Annotated in this window: 18 protein-coding genes and 3 pseudogenes; 8 read left to right on the top strand and 13 right to left on the bottom strand. The window is 71.8% G+C overall.

From position 1 onward, the window contains the following. The first annotated feature begins 10 nt into the window (after positions 1–10). Positions 11–1,534: an ATP-dependent DNA ligase gene (locus tag R3E98_02715; GenBank protein ID MEZ4422296.1), complete on the top strand. Its 1,524-nt coding sequence runs from the start codon at positions 11–13 to the stop codon at positions 1,532–1,534. 90 nt (positions 1,535–1,624) lie between these two features. Here R3E98_02715 and R3E98_02710 read toward each other — a convergent pair whose 3' ends face one another. Further along, positions 1,625–2,941 (bottom strand): nucleotide sugar dehydrogenase, encoded by a 1,317-nt coding sequence (locus R3E98_02710; protein ID MEZ4422295.1) that lies wholly within the window; start codon positions 2,939–2,941, stop codon positions 1,625–1,627. A gap of 170 nt (positions 2,942–3,111) precedes the next feature. On the opposite strand from R3E98_02710, the gene R3E98_02705 reads away from it, so the two are divergent. Next, positions 3,112–5,418 (top strand): alginate lyase family protein, encoded by a 2,307-nt coding sequence (locus tag R3E98_02705; GenBank protein ID MEZ4422294.1) that lies wholly within the window; start codon positions 3,112–3,114, stop codon positions 5,416–5,418. Positions 5,419–5,539: 121 nt separating this feature from the next. After that, positions 5,540–6,478, top strand: a complete 939-nt coding sequence (locus R3E98_02700) for a rhodanese-like domain-containing protein (protein ID MEZ4422293.1) — start codon at positions 5,540–5,542, stop codon at positions 6,476–6,478. Positions 6,479–6,598: 120 nt separating this feature from the next. Here the strand turns inward: R3E98_02700 and R3E98_02695 are convergent, their stop codons facing one another. The 6 genes and pseudogenes from R3E98_02695 to R3E98_02670 all read right to left on the bottom strand — a co-directional run bounded on the left by R3E98_02695 (position 6,599) and on the right by R3E98_02670 (position 12,254). Then, the gene (locus R3E98_02695) at positions 6,599–7,096 is read right to left on the bottom strand and encodes a CBS domain-containing protein (protein MEZ4422292.1); all 498 of its coding nucleotides are present in this window, start codon (positions 7,094–7,096) and stop codon (positions 6,599–6,601) included. 111 nt (positions 7,097–7,207) lie between these two features. After that, positions 7,208–8,706, bottom strand: a pseudogene (locus R3E98_02690) (aminotransferase class V-fold PLP-dependent enzyme). A 73-nt stretch (positions 8,707–8,779) separates the two neighbouring features. Beyond that, the gene (gene cysC / locus R3E98_02685) at positions 8,780–9,388 is read right to left on the bottom strand and encodes an adenylyl-sulfate kinase (GenBank protein ID MEZ4422291.1); all 609 of its coding nucleotides are present in this window, start codon (positions 9,386–9,388) and stop codon (positions 8,780–8,782) included. After that, the gene (locus R3E98_02680) at positions 9,385–10,644 is read right to left on the bottom strand and encodes a GTP-binding protein (protein ID MEZ4422290.1); all 1,260 of its coding nucleotides are present in this window, start codon (positions 10,642–10,644) and stop codon (positions 9,385–9,387) included. The genes cysC and R3E98_02680 overlap by 4 nt, the downstream gene beginning before the upstream one ends. After that, positions 10,644–11,558: a sulfate adenylyltransferase subunit CysD gene (gene cysD / locus R3E98_02675; GenBank protein ID MEZ4422289.1), complete on the bottom strand. Its 915-nt coding sequence runs from the start codon at positions 11,556–11,558 to the stop codon at positions 10,644–10,646. Before cysD ends, R3E98_02680 begins: the two co-directional genes overlap by 1 nt. Positions 11,559–11,762: 204 nt before the next feature. Further along, positions 11,763–12,254 carry an asparaginase domain-containing protein gene (locus R3E98_02670; protein ID MEZ4422288.1) on the bottom strand — a complete coding sequence of 164 codons (492 nt, stop codon included), beginning with the start codon at positions 12,252–12,254 and terminating at the stop codon, positions 11,763–11,765. A 93-nt stretch (positions 12,255–12,347) separates the two neighbouring features. On the opposite strand from R3E98_02670, the gene R3E98_02665 reads away from it, so the two are divergent. The 4 genes from R3E98_02665 to R3E98_02650 all read left to right on the top strand — a co-directional run bounded on the left by R3E98_02665 (position 12,348) and on the right by R3E98_02650 (position 16,306). Further along, the gene (locus tag R3E98_02665) at positions 12,348–12,959 is read left to right on the top strand and encodes a metallophosphoesterase family protein (protein MEZ4422287.1); all 612 of its coding nucleotides are present in this window, start codon (positions 12,348–12,350) and stop codon (positions 12,957–12,959) included. A gap of 18 nt (positions 12,960–12,977) precedes the next feature. After that, positions 12,978–14,759, top strand: a complete 1,782-nt coding sequence (locus R3E98_02660; GenBank protein ID MEZ4422286.1) for an AAA family ATPase — start codon at positions 12,978–12,980, stop codon at positions 14,757–14,759. A 156-nt stretch (positions 14,760–14,915) separates the two neighbouring features. Continuing rightward, entirely contained in the window at positions 14,916–15,389 is a 474-nt protein-coding gene (locus tag R3E98_02655; GenBank protein MEZ4422285.1) for a cytochrome c, read from the top strand. A gap of 380 nt (positions 15,390–15,769) precedes the next feature. Continuing rightward, positions 15,770–16,306, top strand: a complete 537-nt coding sequence (locus R3E98_02650) for a DUF421 domain-containing protein (GenBank protein ID MEZ4422284.1) — start codon at positions 15,770–15,772, stop codon at positions 16,304–16,306. 90 nt (positions 16,307–16,396) lie between these two features. On the opposite strand, the gene R3E98_02645 is transcribed toward R3E98_02650, so the two are convergent. From R3E98_02645 to R3E98_02630, 4 genes and pseudogenes are all read right to left on the bottom strand, one after another. Beyond that, positions 16,397–16,930 carry a hypothetical protein gene (locus tag R3E98_02645; protein ID MEZ4422283.1) on the bottom strand — a complete coding sequence of 178 codons (534 nt, stop codon included), beginning with the start codon at positions 16,928–16,930 and terminating at the stop codon, positions 16,397–16,399. Continuing rightward, entirely contained in the window at positions 16,927–17,205 is a 279-nt protein-coding gene (locus R3E98_02640) for a hypothetical protein (protein ID MEZ4422282.1), read from the bottom strand. The genes R3E98_02645 and R3E98_02640 overlap by 4 nt, the downstream gene beginning before the upstream one ends. Positions 17,206–17,280: 75 nt before the next feature. Beyond that, on the bottom strand, positions 17,281–17,988 hold the full coding sequence (locus R3E98_02635) for a PKD domain-containing protein (protein ID MEZ4422281.1): 708 nt from the start codon (positions 17,986–17,988) through the stop codon (positions 17,281–17,283). Beyond that, positions 17,985–18,293 (bottom strand): annotated as a pseudogene (locus R3E98_02630) (PKD domain-containing protein). Before R3E98_02630 ends, R3E98_02635 begins: the two are co-directional and overlap by 4 nt. Positions 18,294–18,480: 187 nt before the next feature. Between R3E98_02630 and R3E98_02625 the strand changes: the two are divergent. Further along, positions 18,481–18,612, top strand: coding sequence for a hypothetical protein (locus R3E98_02625; protein MEZ4422280.1), 132 nt, complete (start codon positions 18,481–18,483; stop codon positions 18,610–18,612). A gap of 73 nt (positions 18,613–18,685) precedes the next feature. On the opposite strand, the pseudogene R3E98_02620 reads toward R3E98_02625, so the two are convergent. Beyond that, positions 18,686–18,805 (bottom strand): annotated as a pseudogene (locus R3E98_02620) (PKD domain-containing protein). Then, entirely contained in the window at positions 18,765–19,337 is a 573-nt protein-coding gene (locus R3E98_02615; protein ID MEZ4422279.1) for a PKD domain-containing protein, read from the bottom strand. The pseudogene R3E98_02620 and the gene R3E98_02615 overlap by 41 nt, the downstream one beginning before the upstream one ends. Positions 19,338–19,397 lie beyond the last annotated feature (60 nt).

Here is a 19,397-nt window from a genome sequence, read left to right as displayed (position 1 = left end):
GACCTCCTCCCTGCCCCTCTCCGCGCTCGCCGACGTGTCCCGGGCCGTCGCCGCCACCCCCAAACGAGGGGAGAAGGTGGCGCACCTGACCGCCCTGTTGTCCCGCGCGGCCGATGGGGAGGTGGCGGTGGTGGTGGCCTGGCTGGCGGGCGAGCTGCCCCAGGGCCGCATCGGGGTGGGCCCGGCCCTGGTGCGGGAGGCCCTGGCCACGCCGGCCGCGGAGGGGCCGTCCCTGACGGTCGCAACCGTCGACGCCGCCCTGACCGACCTGGCCGGGCTCTCCGGGCCGGGCTCCACCCGGGCGCGCACCGACGCGGTGGCGGACCTGTTCGGTCGGGCCACGGCCGCCGAGCGGGAGCTGCTGGTGCCGCTGCTGCTGGGCGAGCTGCGCCAGGGCGCGCTGGAAGGGGTGATGGTGGACGCCGTCGCGCGCTCGGCCGAGGTCCCGCTCGCCGCCGTGCGCCGGGCCCTCCTGCTGACCGGCAGCCTCCCGGCGGTGGCGCGGCAGGCCCGCCAGGGACCGGAGGCGCTGGCCGGACTGGCGGTCCAGCTCTTCCGGCCACTCAAGCCCATGCTGGCCTCCACGGCGGAGTCGGTCGGCGACGCGCTCCAGCGGCTGGGGCGCGCGTCGTTCGAGCACAAGCTGGACGGCGCGCGCGTGCAGGTGCACCGCGATGGAGAGGACGTGCGCGTCTACACCCGGGCCCTGAACGAGGTGACCGCGCAGGTGCCGGAGCTGGTGGAGACGGCGCGCGCGCTCCCGCTCACCCGCTTCATCCTGGACGGCGAGACGCTGGCGCTGGACGCGCAGGGGCGGCCCCTGCCCTTCCAGACCACGATGAGCCGCTTCGGCACCCGCACGGACGTGGACGCGCTGCGCGCCGAGCTGCCGCTGACCACCCGCTTCTTCGATGCGCTCCTGCTGGATGCCCACCCGCTGCTGGACGCGCCCTATGCGGAGCGGCGCTCCCGTCTGCTGGACGCGATCGGATCCGAGCTGGTGGTGCCGGCCCGCCTCTGCGAGCGGGCCGAGGAGGCAGAGGCGTTCCTCGCGGCCGTCACCGCCGCCGGTCACGAGGGGGTGATCGCCAAGGCCCTGGACGCGCCGTACGACGCGGGCCGGCGCGGCGCCGGCTGGCTCAAGGTCAAGCCGGTGTACACGCTGGATCTGGTGGTGCTGGCGGCCGAGTGGGGGCACGGGCGCAGGCAGGGCTGGCTCAGCAACCTGCACCTGGGCGCGCGCGGCGAGGACGGCGGGTGGGTGATGCTGGGCAAGACCTTCAAGGGCATGACGGACGAGGTGCTGGCCTGGCAGACGGAGGCGCTCCAGGCGATCGAGGTGCGGCGCACGCGCGGGACCGTGTGGGTGGAGCCGCGCCTGGTGGTGGAGGTCGCCTTCGACTCCGTGCAGGCGAGCCCGCGCTACCCGGGCGGCGTGGCGCTGCGCTTCGCGCGGCTCAAGGGGTACCGGCCGGACAAGGCGTCCGAGGAGGCGGATACGCTCGCCACGGTGCGCGCGCTGCTGCCGGGGTGAGGCTGCGGGCCAGGGTGCCGCGCGGCTACACGTACGGGCCCGGCCCTCCGCCCGGCCGCGCAGCCGGGCGGGAGCCCGGCGATACGCAGCCTACCAGCAGAGCCCGTCGTACTCCGCTTCGCCCTCGAACGGGATGCGCACCAGGTCCACCACGACCTGATCCGGACGGCTGCGCGCCAGCGCGGCCTCGAACTCCGGGTTCTTGTGCGCGACCACGATGGTCTCGCCGTGCTCGACCACCTCGTCCACGTTGTCCCGCATCAGCGACCAGATGTGCGGGATCTCGCCCTCGATGTACTCCTTGTTGGCGCCCATGAGCTGCGCCTTGGAGACGTTCTTGTCGTAGATGGCCAGCTCCATCCCCCGCCCGATCAGGTGCTCGATCAGCGTCACCATGGGGGATTCGCGCAGATCGTCGGTGCCGGCCTTGAAGCTCATGCCCAGCACGCCGATGCGCCGATTGCCCTTGGCCAGGATGCGCTCGGCCGCGAGCTGGATCTGACGGTCGTTCGAGGGCAGGATGGACCCCAGCACCGGCGTCTCGACGTCCAGGTCACGCGCGAGGTACTGCGCGCCCCGGATGTCCTTGGGCAGGCAGGAGCCGCCGAAGGCGAAGCCGGGCTTCAGGTAGTAGGGGGACAGGTTGAGCTTGGTGTCCTGGCAGAAGATCTCCATGACCTGGTGCGAGTCGACCCCGAGCTGCTTGGCCACGTTCCCGACCTCGTTGGCGAACGCCACCTTGAGGCCGTGGAAGCAGTTGCAGATGTACTTGACCATCTCCGCGACCTTGATGTCGGTGCGGTAGAGCGGCGCGTCGATCCCGGCGTACAGCTCGGCCACCCGCTCGATCCCCTCGGCGCTGGTCCCACCGATCAGCGTGAAGGGCGGGTCGTAGAAGTCCTTGATGGACGTCGACTCGCGCAGGAACTCCGGGTTCATGCAGACGTGGATCCCGCCCCCGGCCACCCGCTTGCCGGACGTGCGCTCGAGCGCCGGGACCACCAGCGTCTCGACCGTCCCCGGGAGCACCGTGCTGCGGATGACCACCGTGTGCGGCGTGTCCTTGTGGGACAGGGCCGCGCCGATCTGCTCGCTCACGCGCTCCACGTAGCGCAGGTCGAGGCTGCCGTTCTTGTTCGACGGCGTCCCCACGCAGACGAGGGACACGTCCGTCTCGGCGATGGCCTCGGCCACCGAGTCGGTGGCCCGGAGCCGTCCGGCAGCCACCATGGCCCCCACCAGCTCGTCGATGCCCTCCTCGACGATGGGGGAGTGCCCGCCATTGATGATGCCGACCTTGGTGGGATTGACGTCCACCCCCACCACGGTGTGGCCTTCCTTGGCGAAGCAGGCCGCGGAGACGCACCCCACGTACCCCATTCCAAACACGCTGAGACGCGTCGACATTCCGGCGGGATCCTTCCTCAAGTTCGGCTTCGGGCTGGAGAATCGTAGCGGGTGCAGGCAATTTTGGTACCGCCATCGGGTCTGTGCGCAGGCCCGGAGCGGCGCCGTCGGACCGTCTCGGTGGACAGAAATCTGTTGAGGAGCCGCAACGAACCGGGTCAGTCGGCCACGTGAGCCGACTCCGGAAGCTGGCCGCGATGCGGCCCGCCGAGATCGTCGAGCGTGTCACCCAGGCCCTGGCGGTCCGCCGCGACCGCAGCCTGGGCTCGCCCCGGACCCGGAGCCTGGCTCCCGCGGCGTTCGTGGCCCGACGCCTGGCCGGCGGCATCGACTCTGCCGAGGCGCTGCTGGCCCGCTTCCGGGAGCGCCCCTCCCGCTTCTTCGCCGGGCTGGACGACCCCGCCGCCACGGCCCGCGCGCTCGCGCGGGTCCGGCCCGACGCGCCGGCCGAGGCCCGCGCCGAGGCCGAGGCGGTGCTGGCCGGCCGCGTGCGCCTCTTCGACCGCCGGTGGGACGTGGGCCTCCGACCCGACTGGCACGTGGAGCCGCTGTCCGGCGTCCGCTATCCGCAGGTGCACTGGAGCCGGATCGACTACCTCGATCCCGCCGTCGGTGGCGAATACAAGCTGATCTGGGAGCTGGCCCGCCAGCAGCAGATCCTGACGCTGGCGCGTGCGCACGCCTTCGACGGGGATGCGCGTTGGGCGGAGGCGGCGCTCGCGCACGTCGAGGACTGGATCCACGCCAACCCGCCGGGTCTGGGCATCCACTGGGCGAGCAGCCTGGAGCTGGCCTTCCGGGTGCAGTCGTGGATCTGGGCCCTGCACGCGTTCCGGGGCACCCCGGCGCTGACGCCCGAGCGCTTCGCGCGGATCCTCGCGTCCATCGAGACGCAGGGGCTGCACATCGAGCGCTACCTCTCCACGTACTACAGCCCCAACACGCACCTGACGGGCGAGGCGCTCGCGCTGTACACCGTCGGCGTCGCCTTCCCCGAGCTGGCGGTGGCGGACGGGTGGCGGCGCACGGGGCGCGACGTGCTGGCGCGCTGGGCGGCCGTGCAGATCCGCGAGGACGGGACGTACTTCGAGCAGTCCACGGCCTATCAGCGCTACACGGTGGACTTCTACCAGCAATGGGCCGCGCTCGCCGAGCGGAGCAGCGAGCCGGTGCCGGCGGCGGTGCTCGCGCGCCTGGAATCGGCCGTGGACCACCTGGCCGCGCTCACGCTCCCGAACGGGCTGGTCCCGTTGATGGGCGACGACGACGGCGGCCGCACGTGGCCGGTGGATGCGCGTCCGCGCGCCGACGTGCGGCCGGCGTACGCGCTCGCGGCCGCACGATTCGGCCGGGGCGACCTGAAGACGCTCGCGGGCGACGCCGTCGACGAGGTGGCGTGGGTGCTGGGACCCGCGGGGCTGGACGCGTATGCTGCGGTGGACGCAACGCCGGACCCGCGTACCGCGCATGCCTTCGACGACGGCGGGCTCTACGTCAGCCGCTCGGACGCTACGGCCACGTCCGACTACGTGCTGATCGACTGCGGTCCGCACGGCGTCCTGAACTGTGGCCACGCGCACGCGGATCTGCTGTCGGTGGTGGTGGCCGTGGACGGGCAGGACGTGCTGGTGGATCCCGGCACCTTCACGTACTCGTCCGATCCCGCGGCCCGCAACCGCTACCGCACCGCCTCCGCGCACAACACCGTCACCCTGGACGGGGAGGGGGCCTCGCGGCCGGACCGGCCGTTCCAGTGGGCGCGGATCACGCACGGCTCGGGTGCGCAGTGGCGGGCCTGGGACGGCGTGCGGGCCTTCGCGGGCGCGCACGCGGGCTTCGACGGCGGAGCCGGTCATCGTCGCGCGCTGGTGCACGTGCCCGGACTGCTGGTGGCCTGGGCGGACCGGATCACGGGCGCCGCCGCCGGATCGACCGCCACCGCCCACCTCCATCTCCCGGCCGGGGTCGAGGCCCGTGTGGAGCCGGTGGAGCCGGGCCCGGCCGCGGGCTCCGCCCGCCCCGCGCGCCTCCACCGCGTCGCGGTGGGAGACCGGGCGCGCCTCCACCTGATGGGTGCGGCCGGCGTGGCCGTGGTCCCCGACACCGTCTCCGCCAGCTACCGCTCCGAGGCGGACAGTCAGACCGTCCAGGCCCGACTCGGGGACGGCCCGCTGCTGACGCTCGTGACCGCGCCGGACGCCCGGGTGGAGCCCTGGGGGAGCGCGCTCCGGGTCCGGCGCGGCGACCGGGTGTGGGCGGTCCAGGCCGGGTCCGACGCGGGGCCCGCCGGAAGCGGCGAGGCCGGCCCGCTCTGGCGGACGGACGCCGAGCTGGCGGCGGTGCGGCTGGCCCCGGACGGGGAGGCCGTGGAGGCGGTGGTGGTGGCCGGCGGTCTCTTCGAGACGGCAGAGGCCGGACCCGACGACGCACGCCGGCTCGCACTCTCCGGGCAGGCGGGCATCCACCGGATCGGCTGACCCGGCGTTCCTGCCCCCGCTGGATGGGGCCAGCGGCCCCAATCGCGGGGACCGCGCGGCAACGCGCCCGGCACCCTCGCGCGTCCCACGCGTAGCAGGGAGATCCCTTCTGGAGGAATCCATGCCTCGTCCCACGTCCCCACGGTTCCGCCACGCGCCCGCCCTCTCGCTCCGCGTGGCCCTCCCGCTCGTCGCAGCGCTGGCGCTGCTCGCTCCGTCCGCGCCCCTGGTCGCGCAAGCGCCCGTGCTCGTCGGGGCGGACTGGCTGCGGTCGCATCGCGCCGATCCCGGTCTGGTGCTCCTGCACGTCGCCATGGTCCATCAACGCCCGCCCACGGAGTTCATCGAAGGCGCGCGCGTGCTCGACTACATGGTGTTCGCCGACGAGGCCGACGGGCTGTCCGTGCAGATCCAGCCGGTCGAGCGGATGGTGGAGGCGCTGCGCGCGGCGGGCGTCAGCAACGACAGCCGGGTGATCGTCTACGGCGACCCGCTCCTGGCCGCCCGGATCGTCATGACGCTCGACTACCTGGGGCACGGAGATCACACCTCCTACCTGGACGGCGGGCTTGCGGCCTGGAAGTCCGGCGGCGGACCCGTGAGCGCGGAGGCGGCGGCCGCTGCACGTCCCGGGACGTTCGAACCGAACGTGCGCACCGACCTGGTGGTGGACGCGGATTGGATCCACACCCGCCTGGACGACCCCTCCGTCTCGCTGGTGGACGCGCGGCCGGAGGACGAGTACACCGGCGCACGCCGGCCGGGAGAGCTGCGCGCCGGTCATATCCCGGGCGCGTACAACCTCTACTGGGAAGACCTGATCGTCTCGCGCGACAACCCCGTGCTGCGGACGCTGGACGAGGTGCGCGCCCGGTACGCGGCCTCGGGGGCCGAGGCCGGGGGCACGGTGGTCAGCTACTGCTACATCGGCATGCGCGCCAGCTACGCCTGGATGATCTCCAAGCACCTGGGCTACGACGCACGCTTCTACGATGGCTCGTGGGACGAATGGGCCCGCCGCACGGACCTCCCGGCCGTCGAGGGCAAGGAGCGGCGCTGAGGGCGGACCGACGCGACGACGCTTCGAGCGGAGGCGAAGAACGCTCCCGCGCGGGTCGGCCGCGCGGAGCGCCCGAGACAGGAGACCGCGCCGGTGGGGGGCACCGGCGCGGCGCAGGGATCAGACGTGACCGTCGGCGATGGCCTTGACCATGTCGAAGGCCGTGACGATCCCCACGAGCTCCTCGTTGTCGATCACCAACACGCGGTGCGCGTGCTTGTCGGACATCAAGCGGGCGGCCGCCGGGATCGGCAGCGCGGGCTCCACGGCGAGCAGGCTCGTGGTCATGATCTCCCGGACCATGACGTCGTCCAGCTCGCTCCCGTTGCCCAGCAGCAGCTCGAGCTCGGCATCGCTCAAGAGACGCCCGAGGTCACGGTAGTACCCGCTGCCGCGCCGCTCCACCGCGTCCAGCGCGCGCTGCAGACCCTCATCCTCCTCCGAGGCGGCGCGCAGCACGTCCGTGGCGGATACCACGCCGAGCACCGACCCGCCGTTGTCGACCACGGGCACGCCGCTGATCTCGGCTTCCGAGAGCAGCCGCGCCAGGTCGCGCAGGGTCGCGCGCGGGGAGACGGTGATCACTTCCTTGTGCATGATCTCCGCCACGGTGGCCATGATGCCTCCCTGAGAGGGAACTCTCCGTACACTGCCAATCTCGGCCCTCGACGGGCCGGGGCGCGGTCGGAGAAATCCCTACGTGGCTGTGCGGAAGCGTCCCCCGCCGCCTCAGGCGAGGCGAGCGCGCGCGGTCGCGATCAATTCCAGCGCCTGGTCGATCTGTCGCCGGTGCGTCCGGAAGGACAGCACGGCGCAACGCAGCCACAACGCGCCGTCGATCCGGGTGGAGGACAGGAAGACGCGGCCGTCCGCGTGCAGGGCGTCGGTGAGGGCGCGCGTGGCCTCGTCGGGATCGCGCCCGGGCGGTGCCCAACGGAAGCACACGACGGACAGCGTGGGGGGCGGGCCGACCTCCATGTCGGGAAGCTCGCGCACGCGCGCATGGAAGTAGCGCGCCAGCTCCAGCTTCTCCTCCAGGGCCGCGCGGAAGGGACCGACGCCGAACAGGTGCAGCGGCAGCCACATGCGCAGACCCCGGAACGGCCGCGTCAGCTCGGGCGAGTGATGCGCCGGAGACGGCTCCTCCGGCTCGTCCGCCGCGTCGCGCATGTACGCCGCCTCGTAGCCGAACGCATCGCGCAGCGCCGCGCCCCGCCGCACCAGGACCGCCCCCGACCCATACGGCAGGAAGAGCCCCTTGTGCGGATCCAGCACCACGGAGTCGGCCCGCCGCAGATCGGCGAAGAGGGGACGCAGACGGTGGACGAGCGCGAAGAACCCGCCGTAGGCCGCGTCCACGTGCAGCCACAGGCCTCGCGCTCGGCCACCTCCGCGACCGGGCCCAGCGGATCGACGGCCCCGGTGTCGGTGGTGCCGGCGCTCGCGACGATCAGGAACGGGCGCAGGCCCTGTGCTCGATCCGTGCGGATGGCCGTCTCCAGCGCGCCGATGTCCATGCGCCACTGCGCGTCCAACGCGATCTCCCGCACCGGCGCGTCCCCCAGGCCGGCGATGCGCAGCGCCTTGGTCACGCAGTGGTGCGTCTGCGGCGTGCGATAGACGACCGCGCGCTCCAGGTCCGCGCCGCGCAGCCCGGCGGCCTGCCGCGCGGCGACGATGGCCGTGAGGTTGGCGATCGAGCCGCCCGACGTGAGGTCACCCCACGCCCCCTGCGGATAGCCCACGAGCTCGCACATCCAGCGGATCATGCGGTTCTCGATGCGCACCGCGGACGGTCCCGCGTAGAAGATCCCGGAGTAGCGGTTCTCGACATCGGCCAGCAGATCGGCCAGCGCGGAGGGAAAGAGCCCGCCGCCGGGGATGTAGCCCAGGTGACCACCCGACGCCGGGTTGATGCCGGGCACGTCCGCCGTCTCCAGGGTGCGGAGGAGCGTGTCCAGAGGCAGGCCCTCCTCCGCGAGCGGCACGTCGGCGACCGCGCGGCTGGGGTCGTCCGGTCCGCGCGGCACGTAGGTGGGTGCGTCCGCGAGGCGGGTCAGGAAGCGCTCCGCCTGCGCGATCACCTGCTCCGTCCAGTCCCGACGCACGTCAGGACCGGGCTCGAGCACCCGCGCCCGGGCCTCGAGGCGGTCCAGGTGGTCCCAGGACGCGTCGGCGGGGACGGCGGAGGACGCGTTGCGCGCCTCCGAGGAGCGTGGGACCGGCATGGGCCGTCCGATCGTTGGAGTGGGGGGTCGCGAGGCTCCTAGTGGAACGTGCGACCGGCCCGCGAGCAACCCGTCAGGAGGAGGGGAGCAGCGCCAGCACGCGCTCGGCCATCCCGCGCGCGTCCCCGTCCGAAGGCACCAGCCGCAGATCGGGGTCCGTCGGCGCCTCGTACGGGTCGTCGATCCCCGTCATCCCCGTGAGCTCGCCCGCCCGGGCGCGGCGGTACAGCCCCTTGGGGTCGCGCGCCTCGCAGAGCTCGAGCGGCGTGTCGACGAACACCTCGAAGAACGGGACGCCCGCCGCGCGGTGCAGCGCGCGCGCCTCCTCACGGCCGGCGCGATACGGGCTGATGATGGGCACCAGGGCGACCACACCGGCGTCCGCCATCAGGCGCGCCACCTCGGCCACGCGACGCACGTTCTCGGTGCGATCCTCGGCGGAGAAGCCCAGGTCGCGGTTGAGCCCGTGGCGCAGGTTGTCTCCATCCAGCCGGTAGCAGGGGCGGCCCGCCTCCACCAGGAGGCGCTCCAGCTCGTTCGCCACCGTGGACTTGCCCGAGCCGGACAGCCCGGTGAGCCACACCGTCGCGCCCGAGACGCCGGCGCGCGCCCAGCGCTCCGCGCGGGGCAACAGGCCTTCGTGCCACACCACGTCGGGAGAGGTCTCCCGCGCGCGGCTCATCCCTCGGCGGGCCCGATGATCATGCCGGCCGCCACCGTGTTCATGGTGCTCTCGTCCACCAGGATGAAGCTGCCGGTAGCGCGGTTGCGGCGGTACTCGTCGAAGAAGAGGGGCTGCGTCACGCGCAGGCGCACACGCCCGATCTCGTTCAGCGCGAGCTGCGTGGCGTCCTCGTCCCGGCTGAGCGTGTTGATGTCCAACCGGTAGTACAGCTCCTTCACCATCGCCCGCGCCCAGCGCGTGGTGTGCTTGATGGCGAGCTTGGCGCCGGTCTGCAGCGTCGAGCGCTCCGCCATCCAGCAGACCATGGCCTCGAGGTCCTGGCCCACGTGCGGCTGGTTGCGCGGACGGCAGAGCATGTCGCCGCGGCTGACGTCGAGGTCGTCCTTGAGCCGGATGGCCACCGACATGGGCGGCACCGCCTCCTCGACCGGACCCTCGAAGGAGTCCACCGATTCGATGGTGGTGGTGAACCCGGACGGGAGGACCATCACCTCGTCCCCGGGCCGGAACTGCCCGCCCGCCACCGTGCCCGCGAGCCCCCGGTAGTCGTGGAACTCGTCGTTGTAGGGACGCAGCACGTACTGCACCGGGAAGCGCGGATCGATCAGGTTGCGATCGGAGGCCACGTGTACATGCTCGAGGTGGTAGAGCAGCGACGTGCCCTGGAACCAGGGCATGCGCTCCGAGCGCTCGACCACGTTGTCGCCGTGCAGGGCGCTGATGGGCACGAACGTGACATCCGTCACGTCCAGCTTGCGGCCGAACGCCTTGAACTCCTCCACCACGCGCTCGAAGGCCTCCTGGCTGTAGTCCACCAGGTCCATCTTGTTGATGCAGACCACCAGGTGGGGGATCCGCAGCAGCGAAGACAGGAAGGCGTGCCGCCGCGACTGCTCGACCACGCCGTTGCGCACGTCGATCAGGATGAGCGCCAGATCCGCCGTGGACGCGCCCGTCACCATGTTGCGCGTGTACTGGATGTGCCCGGGCGTGTCGGCGATGATGAACTTGCGGCGCGGCGTGGCGAAGTAGCGATACGCCACGTCGATGGTGATGCCCTGTTCCCGTTCGGCGCGCAGGCCGTCCGTCAGCAGGGCCAGGTTCGTGTACTCGCTGCCCATCTGGATGGACGTGCGCTCGACGGCGTCGAGCTGGTCCTCGAAGACGGCCTTGGAGTCGTAGAGCAGGCGCCCGATCAGCGTGGATTTGCCGTCGTCGACGCTGCCGGCGGTGGCGAAGCGGAGCAGCTCCATCAGAAGTAGCCCTCCTTCTTGCGATCCTCCATGCCGGCTTCACTGATGCGGTCGTCCGCCCGCGTCGCTCCGCGCTCGGTGATCCGTGTCACCGACACCTCCGCGATGACCTGCTCGATGGTGGTGGCCGCGCTGTCCACCGCGCCGGTGCAGGAGGCATCTCCCACCGTGCGGAAGCGCACCTGGCGCTCGACCACCTCTTCCCCGTCCAGGACGGTGATGAAGCGGGTGTGCGCCAGCCACATGTTGTCCCGGCGCACGACCGGTCGGTGGTGCGCGTAATAGATGGTGGGCAGCTCGATCGACTCGGAGGCGATGTATTGCCAGATGTCGAGCTCGGTCCAGTTGGAGATGGGGAAGACCCGGATGTGCTCGCCACGCCGGATCTTGCCGTTGTACAGACTCCAGAGCTCGGGCCGCTGGTTCTTGGGATCCCACTGGCCGAACTCGTCGCGGAAGGAGAAGACGCGCTCCTTGGCGCGGGCCTTGTCCTCGTCGCGGCGGGCCCCGCCGAACACCGCGTCGAAGCGGTGCTCCTCGATGGTCCGCAACAGGGTGGTGATCTGCAGTCGGTTGCGGCTCGCGCGCGGGCCCGTCTCCTCGGCCACGCGCCCGGCGTCGATGTCCTCCTGGACGCTTCCCACCACCAGGCGGATGCCCAGCTCCTCCACGCGGCGATCGCGGAACTCGATCACCTCGTCGAAGTTGTGGCCCGTATCGATATGGACCACCGGGAACGGGATCTTGCAGGGATAGAAGGCCTTCTCGGCCAGACGCAGCATCACCACCGAGTCCTTGCCGCCGGAGAACAACATGGCGGGCCGCTCGAACTCGGCGGCGACTTCGCGGATGATGTGGATCGATTCGGCTTCGAGCTCGGCCAGGTTGGTCGAGCCCAGGGGAAGGTCTTTCACGTTGCTGGGACCGCGTTCAATTGGATGTCCTTCTCTGGTCGGCAGTGGCCGGCGGGCCCGCTGGACGCCCGGCAGGGATGCCGCCACGGGCGCCTCCCGGCCGCCGGGACCCTACCTTAGCGGGGGTGCCGCTCCCGGCAAACCCGGGAGACGGTCGGGGTCCCTGCAGGACCCACGCCACCCGGGCCGGGGCCGGCCGTCCGGCTACGCCCCGAGCCCCTCGAACCGCCCGGTCTCCCGGTTCTTCCGCACCCGGTCCCACGGGAACCAGCGCCCGTTCATGGCCACGTAGACCCCCTCCGGCAGCACCTGCACGAAGGAGAGCGCGCTCCCGAGGTTGAACAGGCCATCGGAGCTGCCGAAGGCCCAGGGCACCATGGCGCCGGTGAGCACCACCGTCTTGCCCCGGACGGCCTCGGCCAGCACGCCGGCGGTCTGCACCATGGTGTCGGTCCCGTGGGTCACGACCACGGAGCGCTCGGGGCACTCCTGCACGCGCCGGGCGATGCGGGCCCGGTCGGTGTCGGTCATCTCCAGGCTGTCGATCATCATCAGCGTCTCCACCTCCACGTCGAGGCGGCAGCGGCCGAGCTGGAGCATCTCCGGCAGGTGGGTCTGCCGGAAATAGAGGACGCCGCGGATCTCGTCGTACTCCTTGTCGAAGGTGCCGCCGGTGACGAGGACGCGGACCGACATGTCTGGGCTCCGGTAGGGGTGGCGCGGGTCGGTGGCTGTGTACACCGTTCGGGTCCCCCCATCGAGCGGATCCCCAGGCCCCGGGAGGCCCCCGTGCGCATCCTGTGCTTCAGCGACCTGCACCGCGACCAGGCCGCAGCCCGCGCGTTGGTCCAGCGCGCGCCCGACGTGGACCTCCTGCTGGGGGCCGGCGACTTCGCCGTGATGCGACAGGGGTTGCAGCCGCTCATCGATGCGTTGCGGGAGATCCGCACTCCCACCGTCCTGGTCCCCGGCAACGGCGAGAGCGACGCCGAGCTCCGGACGGCCTGCCGGGGGTGGGACGCGGCCCGGGTGCTCCATGGGGAGAGCGCAGAGGTGGCCGGCGTGCCGGTCTTCGGCATCGGGGGCGGCATCCCGGTCACCCCGTTCGGACCGTGGAGCTTCGACCTGTCCGAGGACGAGGCCCGCACGCTCCTGGCCGGCTGCCCGGAGGGCGCGCTCCTGGTGTCGCATTCCCCACCGTTCGGCCATGCGGACGTGGACGGGAGCGGCCGGCACCTGGGCAGCCGGGCCGTGCTGGAGGCGGCCGAGCGTGTCCGGTCTCCCCTGCTCGTGTGCGGGCACATCCACGCCTGTTGGGGCGAGCGCTCGCAGATCGGGGATACGCAGGTGCTCAACGCGGGGCCGGCCGGCACCGTGATCGAGCTGGACCTCGGCGGCTGAGGGGCGGGAGTCCCTTCCATGGGCGATCCGCGCGAGGATTCCGCGCACACGGAGGGTGCGCGGGAGCGCACCGGTGATCCGGGCGCGCGCTCGGATCCGGGCTCCGCGGATCCGGTCCAACTCCCCGAGCCGGGCTCGGGTGCGCATCCAGAAGAGCGAACGGATCCGGCGGACGGGCAGGATCTGGCCGCGCTGATCCGTGACCTCGGGGATCCGGCAGCGTATCCGCAGGAGCGCGGTCCCGTGACCGTGCACCAGACCCACATCTCCGTGGTCTTTCTCACCGAGACGTCCGCGCACAAGCTCAAGAAGGCCGTGGACCTGGCGTTCCTGGACTTCCGCACCCTCGAGTCGCGGAAGCACTTCTGCGACGAGGAGGTGCGGCTCAATCGGCGCCTGGCCCCCGACGTCTATCTGGGTGTGCTGCCCGTGACGCGGGGCCCGGACGGCTACCGGATCGGTGGCGAGGGAGAGCCCGTCGAGTACGTCGTGCACATGCGGCGGCTTCCGGCCGACGCCACACTGCTCGCGCGCGTGGAGCGGGACGAGGCCGACGAGGCGTTGGTGGCGCGCGTGGCCCGCCGGATTGCGGCGTTCCACCTCGAGGCGCGCGGCGGCGCGGACGTGGCCGAGCAGGGACGATTGGACGTGGTGGCGCGCAACGCGCGCGAGAACTTCGAGCAGACCGAGGCGCACGTGGGCCGCACGGTGCACGCATCGGTGTTCGCGCGCGTGAAGGAAGCCACGGAAGCCGCGCTGTCCGCGATGGGCAGCCGCATCGAGGCGCGCGCGCAGGCCGGCATCCCGCGGGATACGCACGGGGACCTCCACCTCGACCACGTCTACGTCTTCCCGGAGCGGGAGCCGCCGGCGGACCTGGCGATCATCGATTGCGTGGAGTTCAACCGCCGGTTCCGCTGGGCCGATCCGGTGGCCGACATGGCCTTCCTGGCCATGGACCTGGCCTTCCGCGGGCGCGGGGATCTGGCGGCCGCGTACGCTCGGGCCTGGTTCACGGTCCGTGAGGACCCGGACGGCGAGGACCTGGTCCCCTTCTATCTCGCCTACCGCGCCGTCGTGCGGGCCAAGGTGGAGGGCATCCTCGCGGCCGACGAGGGCGCTCCGGGCGAGGCCCGGACCCGGGCTGCCCTGCAGGCGCGCGCCCACTGGCTCCTGGCCCTCGGCGCCCTGGAGCCGCCCGCCCGGCGTCCCTGCCTCCTGCTGGTGGGCGGCCTCCCGGGGACGGGCAAGTCCACGCTGGCGCGGGCGCTCGCCGAGGCCGCCGGCCTGGAGCGCGTCTCCTCCGACCGGACCCGGAAAGCCCTGGCGGGGATCGACGCCACCACGTCCGCGGCCGCGCCGTTCGGCGCCGGGCTCTATTCGGACGAATGGAACCGCCGCACCTACCAGGCCTGCCTCGAGGCCGCCGAGCGCATCCTGGTGGAGGGTGGGCGGGTCGTCGTGGATGCGTCCTTCCGCGAGGACCGCTGGCGCACGGCGTTCCTGGAGCGGGCCCGCACGCTCGGGGTGCCCGCGCTCTTCCTGCACTGCACCGCCCCGGCGGACGAGGTGCGTGGACGACTCCGCGCCCGGTCGGGCGATCCCTCCGATGCGGACGTGGCCATCTACGAGGCCGCGGCGGCCCGCTGGGAGGACGCCTCCCCGTTCAGCGCACGGGCCCGGGTCGAGGTCCCCACCGGCGAGCGTGCCGAAGTGACCGCGGCGGCGGCCCTCGAGGTCCTGGTCCACCGGGGCTTGGCGGAGCCGGCGCGCGGAGGGGGCCGGGGGCGCAGGCTGTGAGGGGCGGAGCGAGCCTCCGCGAGACCTCGGCGGCGGGGAGTTCCACGCCCTGCGTGCCCACGGAACCGTTCCTGTTGCGCGACGGCTCTCGACAAACCCCGGAATCGCAAGGTATCCTCAGAGCTTTCGTGCCACCTGCAGACAGAGGGTCGTCCTGTGAAGCCGTTCCATCGTACGATCGCGGCCGTGGCGCTGAGCGCCGGCCTCGCCGCCGTGACCGCCGGTTCCGCCGCAGCGCAGAACCAGCCGGAGAAGCCCCCGATCGCCGCCTACCGTTCCTCCACCATGAACGGGATCCAGTCGCACATGGGCGCCATCCGCGCCATCGCCAGTGGCGACGTGACCTGGTCGGGTCACGCGGTCGGTCATGCCGAGGCGCTCAACGCGCTGGCCATGAGCCTCTCGGACATCTTCCCGGAGGGCACGGCGGAGGGCTCGCGCGCGAAGCCCGAGATCTGGCAGAACTGGAGCGACTTCCAGAGCAAGATCTCCGGATTCCAGAGCGCCACCGAGGCGCTGGTCCACGCCGCCCACGGCGGCGACCGGGCCGCGATCGGTGAAGCGGCGCAGGCGGTGGGTCAGACCTGCCGCGGCTGTCACACCGACTATCGCGGTCCCGCGCCGAACTGATCGGGGCCCGCTCGCGGGCGGCTGCGACCCCCGCTCCGGCTCCGGCCGGAGCGGGGGTTTGTGCGTTCAGGGAGCCGGCGCCGGTCGGTCTTCCGTTCGAGGACGGTCATGCCTGGACATGGATCCGCCGGCTCGCCGATCTCCTGGAGCGTGTTCGCGCTGCTGCGGCCGTGCACGAACGGGGGGCTGTCTTCGCTCGGGCCGCAGGGTGGTCGGGCCGATCCGCTCCGCGCCGGAACGGCTGGGGTGCGGTCCGATCGGTCGTCGCGCGGGCGGGCCGTCCCCGCGGCCGATCTGCTTCCTCCCGGCTGGCACGGCTCCGGCACGAACGGTGGGGATGTCCCCCTGCCGATCGTGTCGCACCCGACCGGGAGACCCTCATGCCCGACTGGCTCATCTCCGACGCCGACGCGCTGCTGCGCGTCGTCATCTCCGCCGTGCTCACCTACGCGGCCATCCTCGCGCTCACCCGGATGACCGGGCTGCGCAGCTTCTCGAAGATGTCGGCGTCGGACTTCGCGATGACGGTGGCCGTGGGCTCCCTCTTCGCGTCCACCACCGCGCAGGCGGAGCCCAGCGTGCTGGTGGGCGTCACGGCGCTCGCGTGCCTGTTCGCCGGGCAGGGGCTGATCGCGTGGTCGCGGAGGCGGAGCGGCCGGGTCTCGTGGTTGGTGGACAACCAGCCGCTCCTGCTCATGCGCGGCACCGAGCTCCTCGAGCACAACATGGAGCACGCGAACGTCACCCGCGAGGACCTCTTCGCGAAGCTGCGCGAGGCCAACGTGCTCGATCCCCGGCAGGTGCGCGCGGTGATCTTCGAGACCACGGGGGACGTCTCGGTGCTCCATGCGAACGATCCGGACGCGCACCTCGACGAGGCCCTGCTCCTGGGCGTGCAGGAGGACATCTCGACCTGAGGGGACCGCGCGACGCCCTCGCGGGGACAGGCAACGCGACCGGCGCGGTCGGCTTCGGGGCTCCCTCCGGGACGGCCGGGCCTTTGGACGTCAGAAGGGCAGCGGCTGCAGATCGGGCTCCACCCAGAAGCGACGGGCCTCGACCGAGAAGAGACGCTCGCGCGTCCAGTGGCGCAGCACCCAATCGCTCGTCCCCAGCTCGGAGGCGAGCAGCAGCGCGCACACGCGATGGAGTGGCTCCGACGTGGGCGCGGCCGCCAGCGCCGCGTCCACCGCGCGCAACGACGCGACCGTGATGGTCTCGTGGTACCCGGAGGAGTCACTGTTGGGGGTGCCGGTGGCCTCGTTGTAGCGCCGGATCAGTCCCGGCAGCTCCATGGACGCCGCTTCCCTGCCCCAGGCTCGGGTGATCCAGAACGCGGCGGCCCAGTGGGCGGCGTGGGTCCACTCCACGCGGGGGAGCGTTCGTGTGATCAGACCCGTGGCGATCCGCTCGATCGCGGTGTCGTCCGGGAAGGGGCACGGGGGTCCCTGAGCAGGCGCGTCCGCGCGTCCTGCGGTGGACCCGCCGGCGGGGGTGCGGTCCGGTGGAGGTTCGGCCATCCCCTGCAGTGACCGGGTCACCGGTCGGAGCCGTCCCGCAGGCGCAGCCCAAGGTCGACCCCGTGGGCGATGCCTGCGCCGACGAGCGCGGCGCCGACCCACACGGACGACCCTCCGGCCAGGACGACCCGCAACGCCAGCGCGAAGCAGGCGCCCGCGATCAGGAAGGGGAGCCAGGCGCTGACCGATGGCCCCCGGCCGGACCTGCGAGCCCATACGGCGAGGACCGTGGCCTCGAGGATCAGCACTCCCAGCACCAGATCGGCCAGGTGCGGCGACGCCAGGAAGCCGCTCATCGCTCGAGCGTTCGGCCGCCGCCTGACGGGAGGTGCGCCATGGGAGCCCCCGGTGGAGGACCGGGGGCCCCTCGCTCACCTGCACTCCAGGCTGCCCCCGCGAACCTTACATACGAGGAGGTCTGTCGCCTGGCTAGTCGCGCCGGCGTTGTCGGTGACGGTCAGCCAGACGCGGAAGCGGCCGGAGCCGGGATAGGTGGTGGTTGGATTCTGGGTGTTGGAGCTTCCGCCGTTGCCAAAGTCCCAGGTCCAGCTCACGAGGGTCCCGTCGCTGTCGGTGCTCTTGTCCAGGAAGGTACAGGTCGTGCCGCTGCACTGTGTCTGGAACTTTGCGGTCGGCACCTGGTTGGGGGCGGGAGCGACCGTCTGGGTCGCGGAGGCGCTGGCACCTCGATCATCCGTGACCGTCAGGGTCACGGTGTAACTGCCGGCGGAAGCGTATGTATGCACTGGACTTGGAAGGCTTGATGTAAAGCCATCTCCGAAGTCCCACAGCCAGTTCACGATGGAGCCATCCGGGTCGGAGCTGCCATCCGTGAACGTGCAGTCGAGGTCGGTGCAGGTCGCGGTGAACGCGGCGGTGGGTAGAGCGTTGGCCGGGGTGGGACTGACGGTCTGGCTCGTGAAGTCCGTCGCGCCTTGGTCGTCGGTGACGGTGAGGCTCACCGTGAACGTTGCAGCTGAAACGTAGGTGTGCGTCGGGCTGGAAGCCGTCGAGGTGACGCCAGGGTCCGGTCGTGACCATCCCCGAAGTCCTGGGACAGCCAGCCCACCACCGCTCACCCCGTCCGGGTCGAGCTACCGTCGGTGAACGTGCAGTCGAGGTCGGTTGCGTTCCAGGTGCCGCCCGCGGCATAGGCGTCGGGCTCGGAAGACGCCACGCCGCCGGAATTGTCCGCCACGTTCAACGTGACCGTGTAGGTGCCGGCAGGTCGCGTGAGGAACTGGGCGTCGGTGGAAGCCCGGGGTGGTTTTCCGTCCCCGAAGTCCCACAGCCAGCTCACCACCGACCCGTCGGGGGTCGGTTCCGTGAACGTGCAGCGACTGACGGTCTGGGTCGTCGAGCCGGTGCAGGTCGCGGTGAAGGCGGCGGTGGGCGTCCCAGAGCCAACTGGCCGTGAGGCCGGTTGCCGTGGGCCAGGTCTGTCAGGTGACGGTCACCGTGAACGTTGCAGCTGAAACGTAGGTGTGCGTCGGGCTCGAAGCGGTCGAGGTTGTCCCCGAAGTCCCACAGCCAGCTCACCACCGACCCGTCGGGGTCGGAAGCTCCCGTCCGTGAACGTGCAGTCCAGGTCGGTGCAGTCCGTGAACGCGGCGGTGGGCACCTGGTTCGGGGCCGTTGGGCTGACGTTGTCCGGGGTGGGACTCCGCCACGACGGTCTGGGTGCCGGCAGTGCCTGGGGTTGAAGTCGGCGTGCCGTGAGGCTGGTTCGGCGCGGTGTCGTGAACGTGCAGTTGCAGCGTGACCCACGTAGGTGTGCGTCGGGCTGGAAGCCGTCGAGGTGGTCCCATCCCCGAAGTCCCACAGCCAGCTCACCACCGACCCGTCCGGGTCGGAGCTACCGTCCGTGAACGTGCAGTCCAGGTCGGTGCACGCCGAAGTGAAGGCGGCGGTGGGTAGAGCGTTGGCCGGGGTGGGACTGACCGTCTGGGTCGTGAAGTCCGTCCCCTTGGTCGTCGGTGACGGTGAGGCTCACCGTGAACGTTGCAGCTGAAACGTAGGTGTGCGTCGGGCTGGAAGCCGTCGAGGTGGTCCCATCCCCGAAGTCCCACAGCCAGCTCACCACCGACCCGTCCGGGTCGGAGCTACCGTCCGTGAACGTGCAGTCGAGATCCGTGCAGGTCGCGGTGAAGGCGGCGACCGGCATCTGGTTCGGAGCCGTCGGGCTCACCGTCTGGCTCGCCGACGCCACGCCCCCACGGTGACGGTGAGGCTCACCGTGAACGTTGCAGCTGACCCGTCCGGGTCGGAGCTCCCATCCGTGAACGTAGGTGTGCGTCGGGCTGGAAGCCGTCGAGGTTGTTCCATCCCCGAAGTCCCACAGCCAGCTCACCACCGACCCGTCCGGGTCGGAGCTACCATCCGTGAACGTGCAGTCCAGGTCGGTGCAGGCCGCCGTGAAAGCGGCCACCGGGGTGGGACTGACGGTCTGGGTTCGGTCGTCGAGCTCACCGTGAACGTTGCAGCGTAG

Source organism: Gemmatimonadota bacterium (assembly GCA_041390125.1).
GTDB lineage: Bacteria > Gemmatimonadota > Gemmatimonadetes > Longimicrobiales > Gaopeijiaceae > JAGQIF01.
This window is presented reverse-complemented; position numbering and strand designations above follow the sequence as displayed.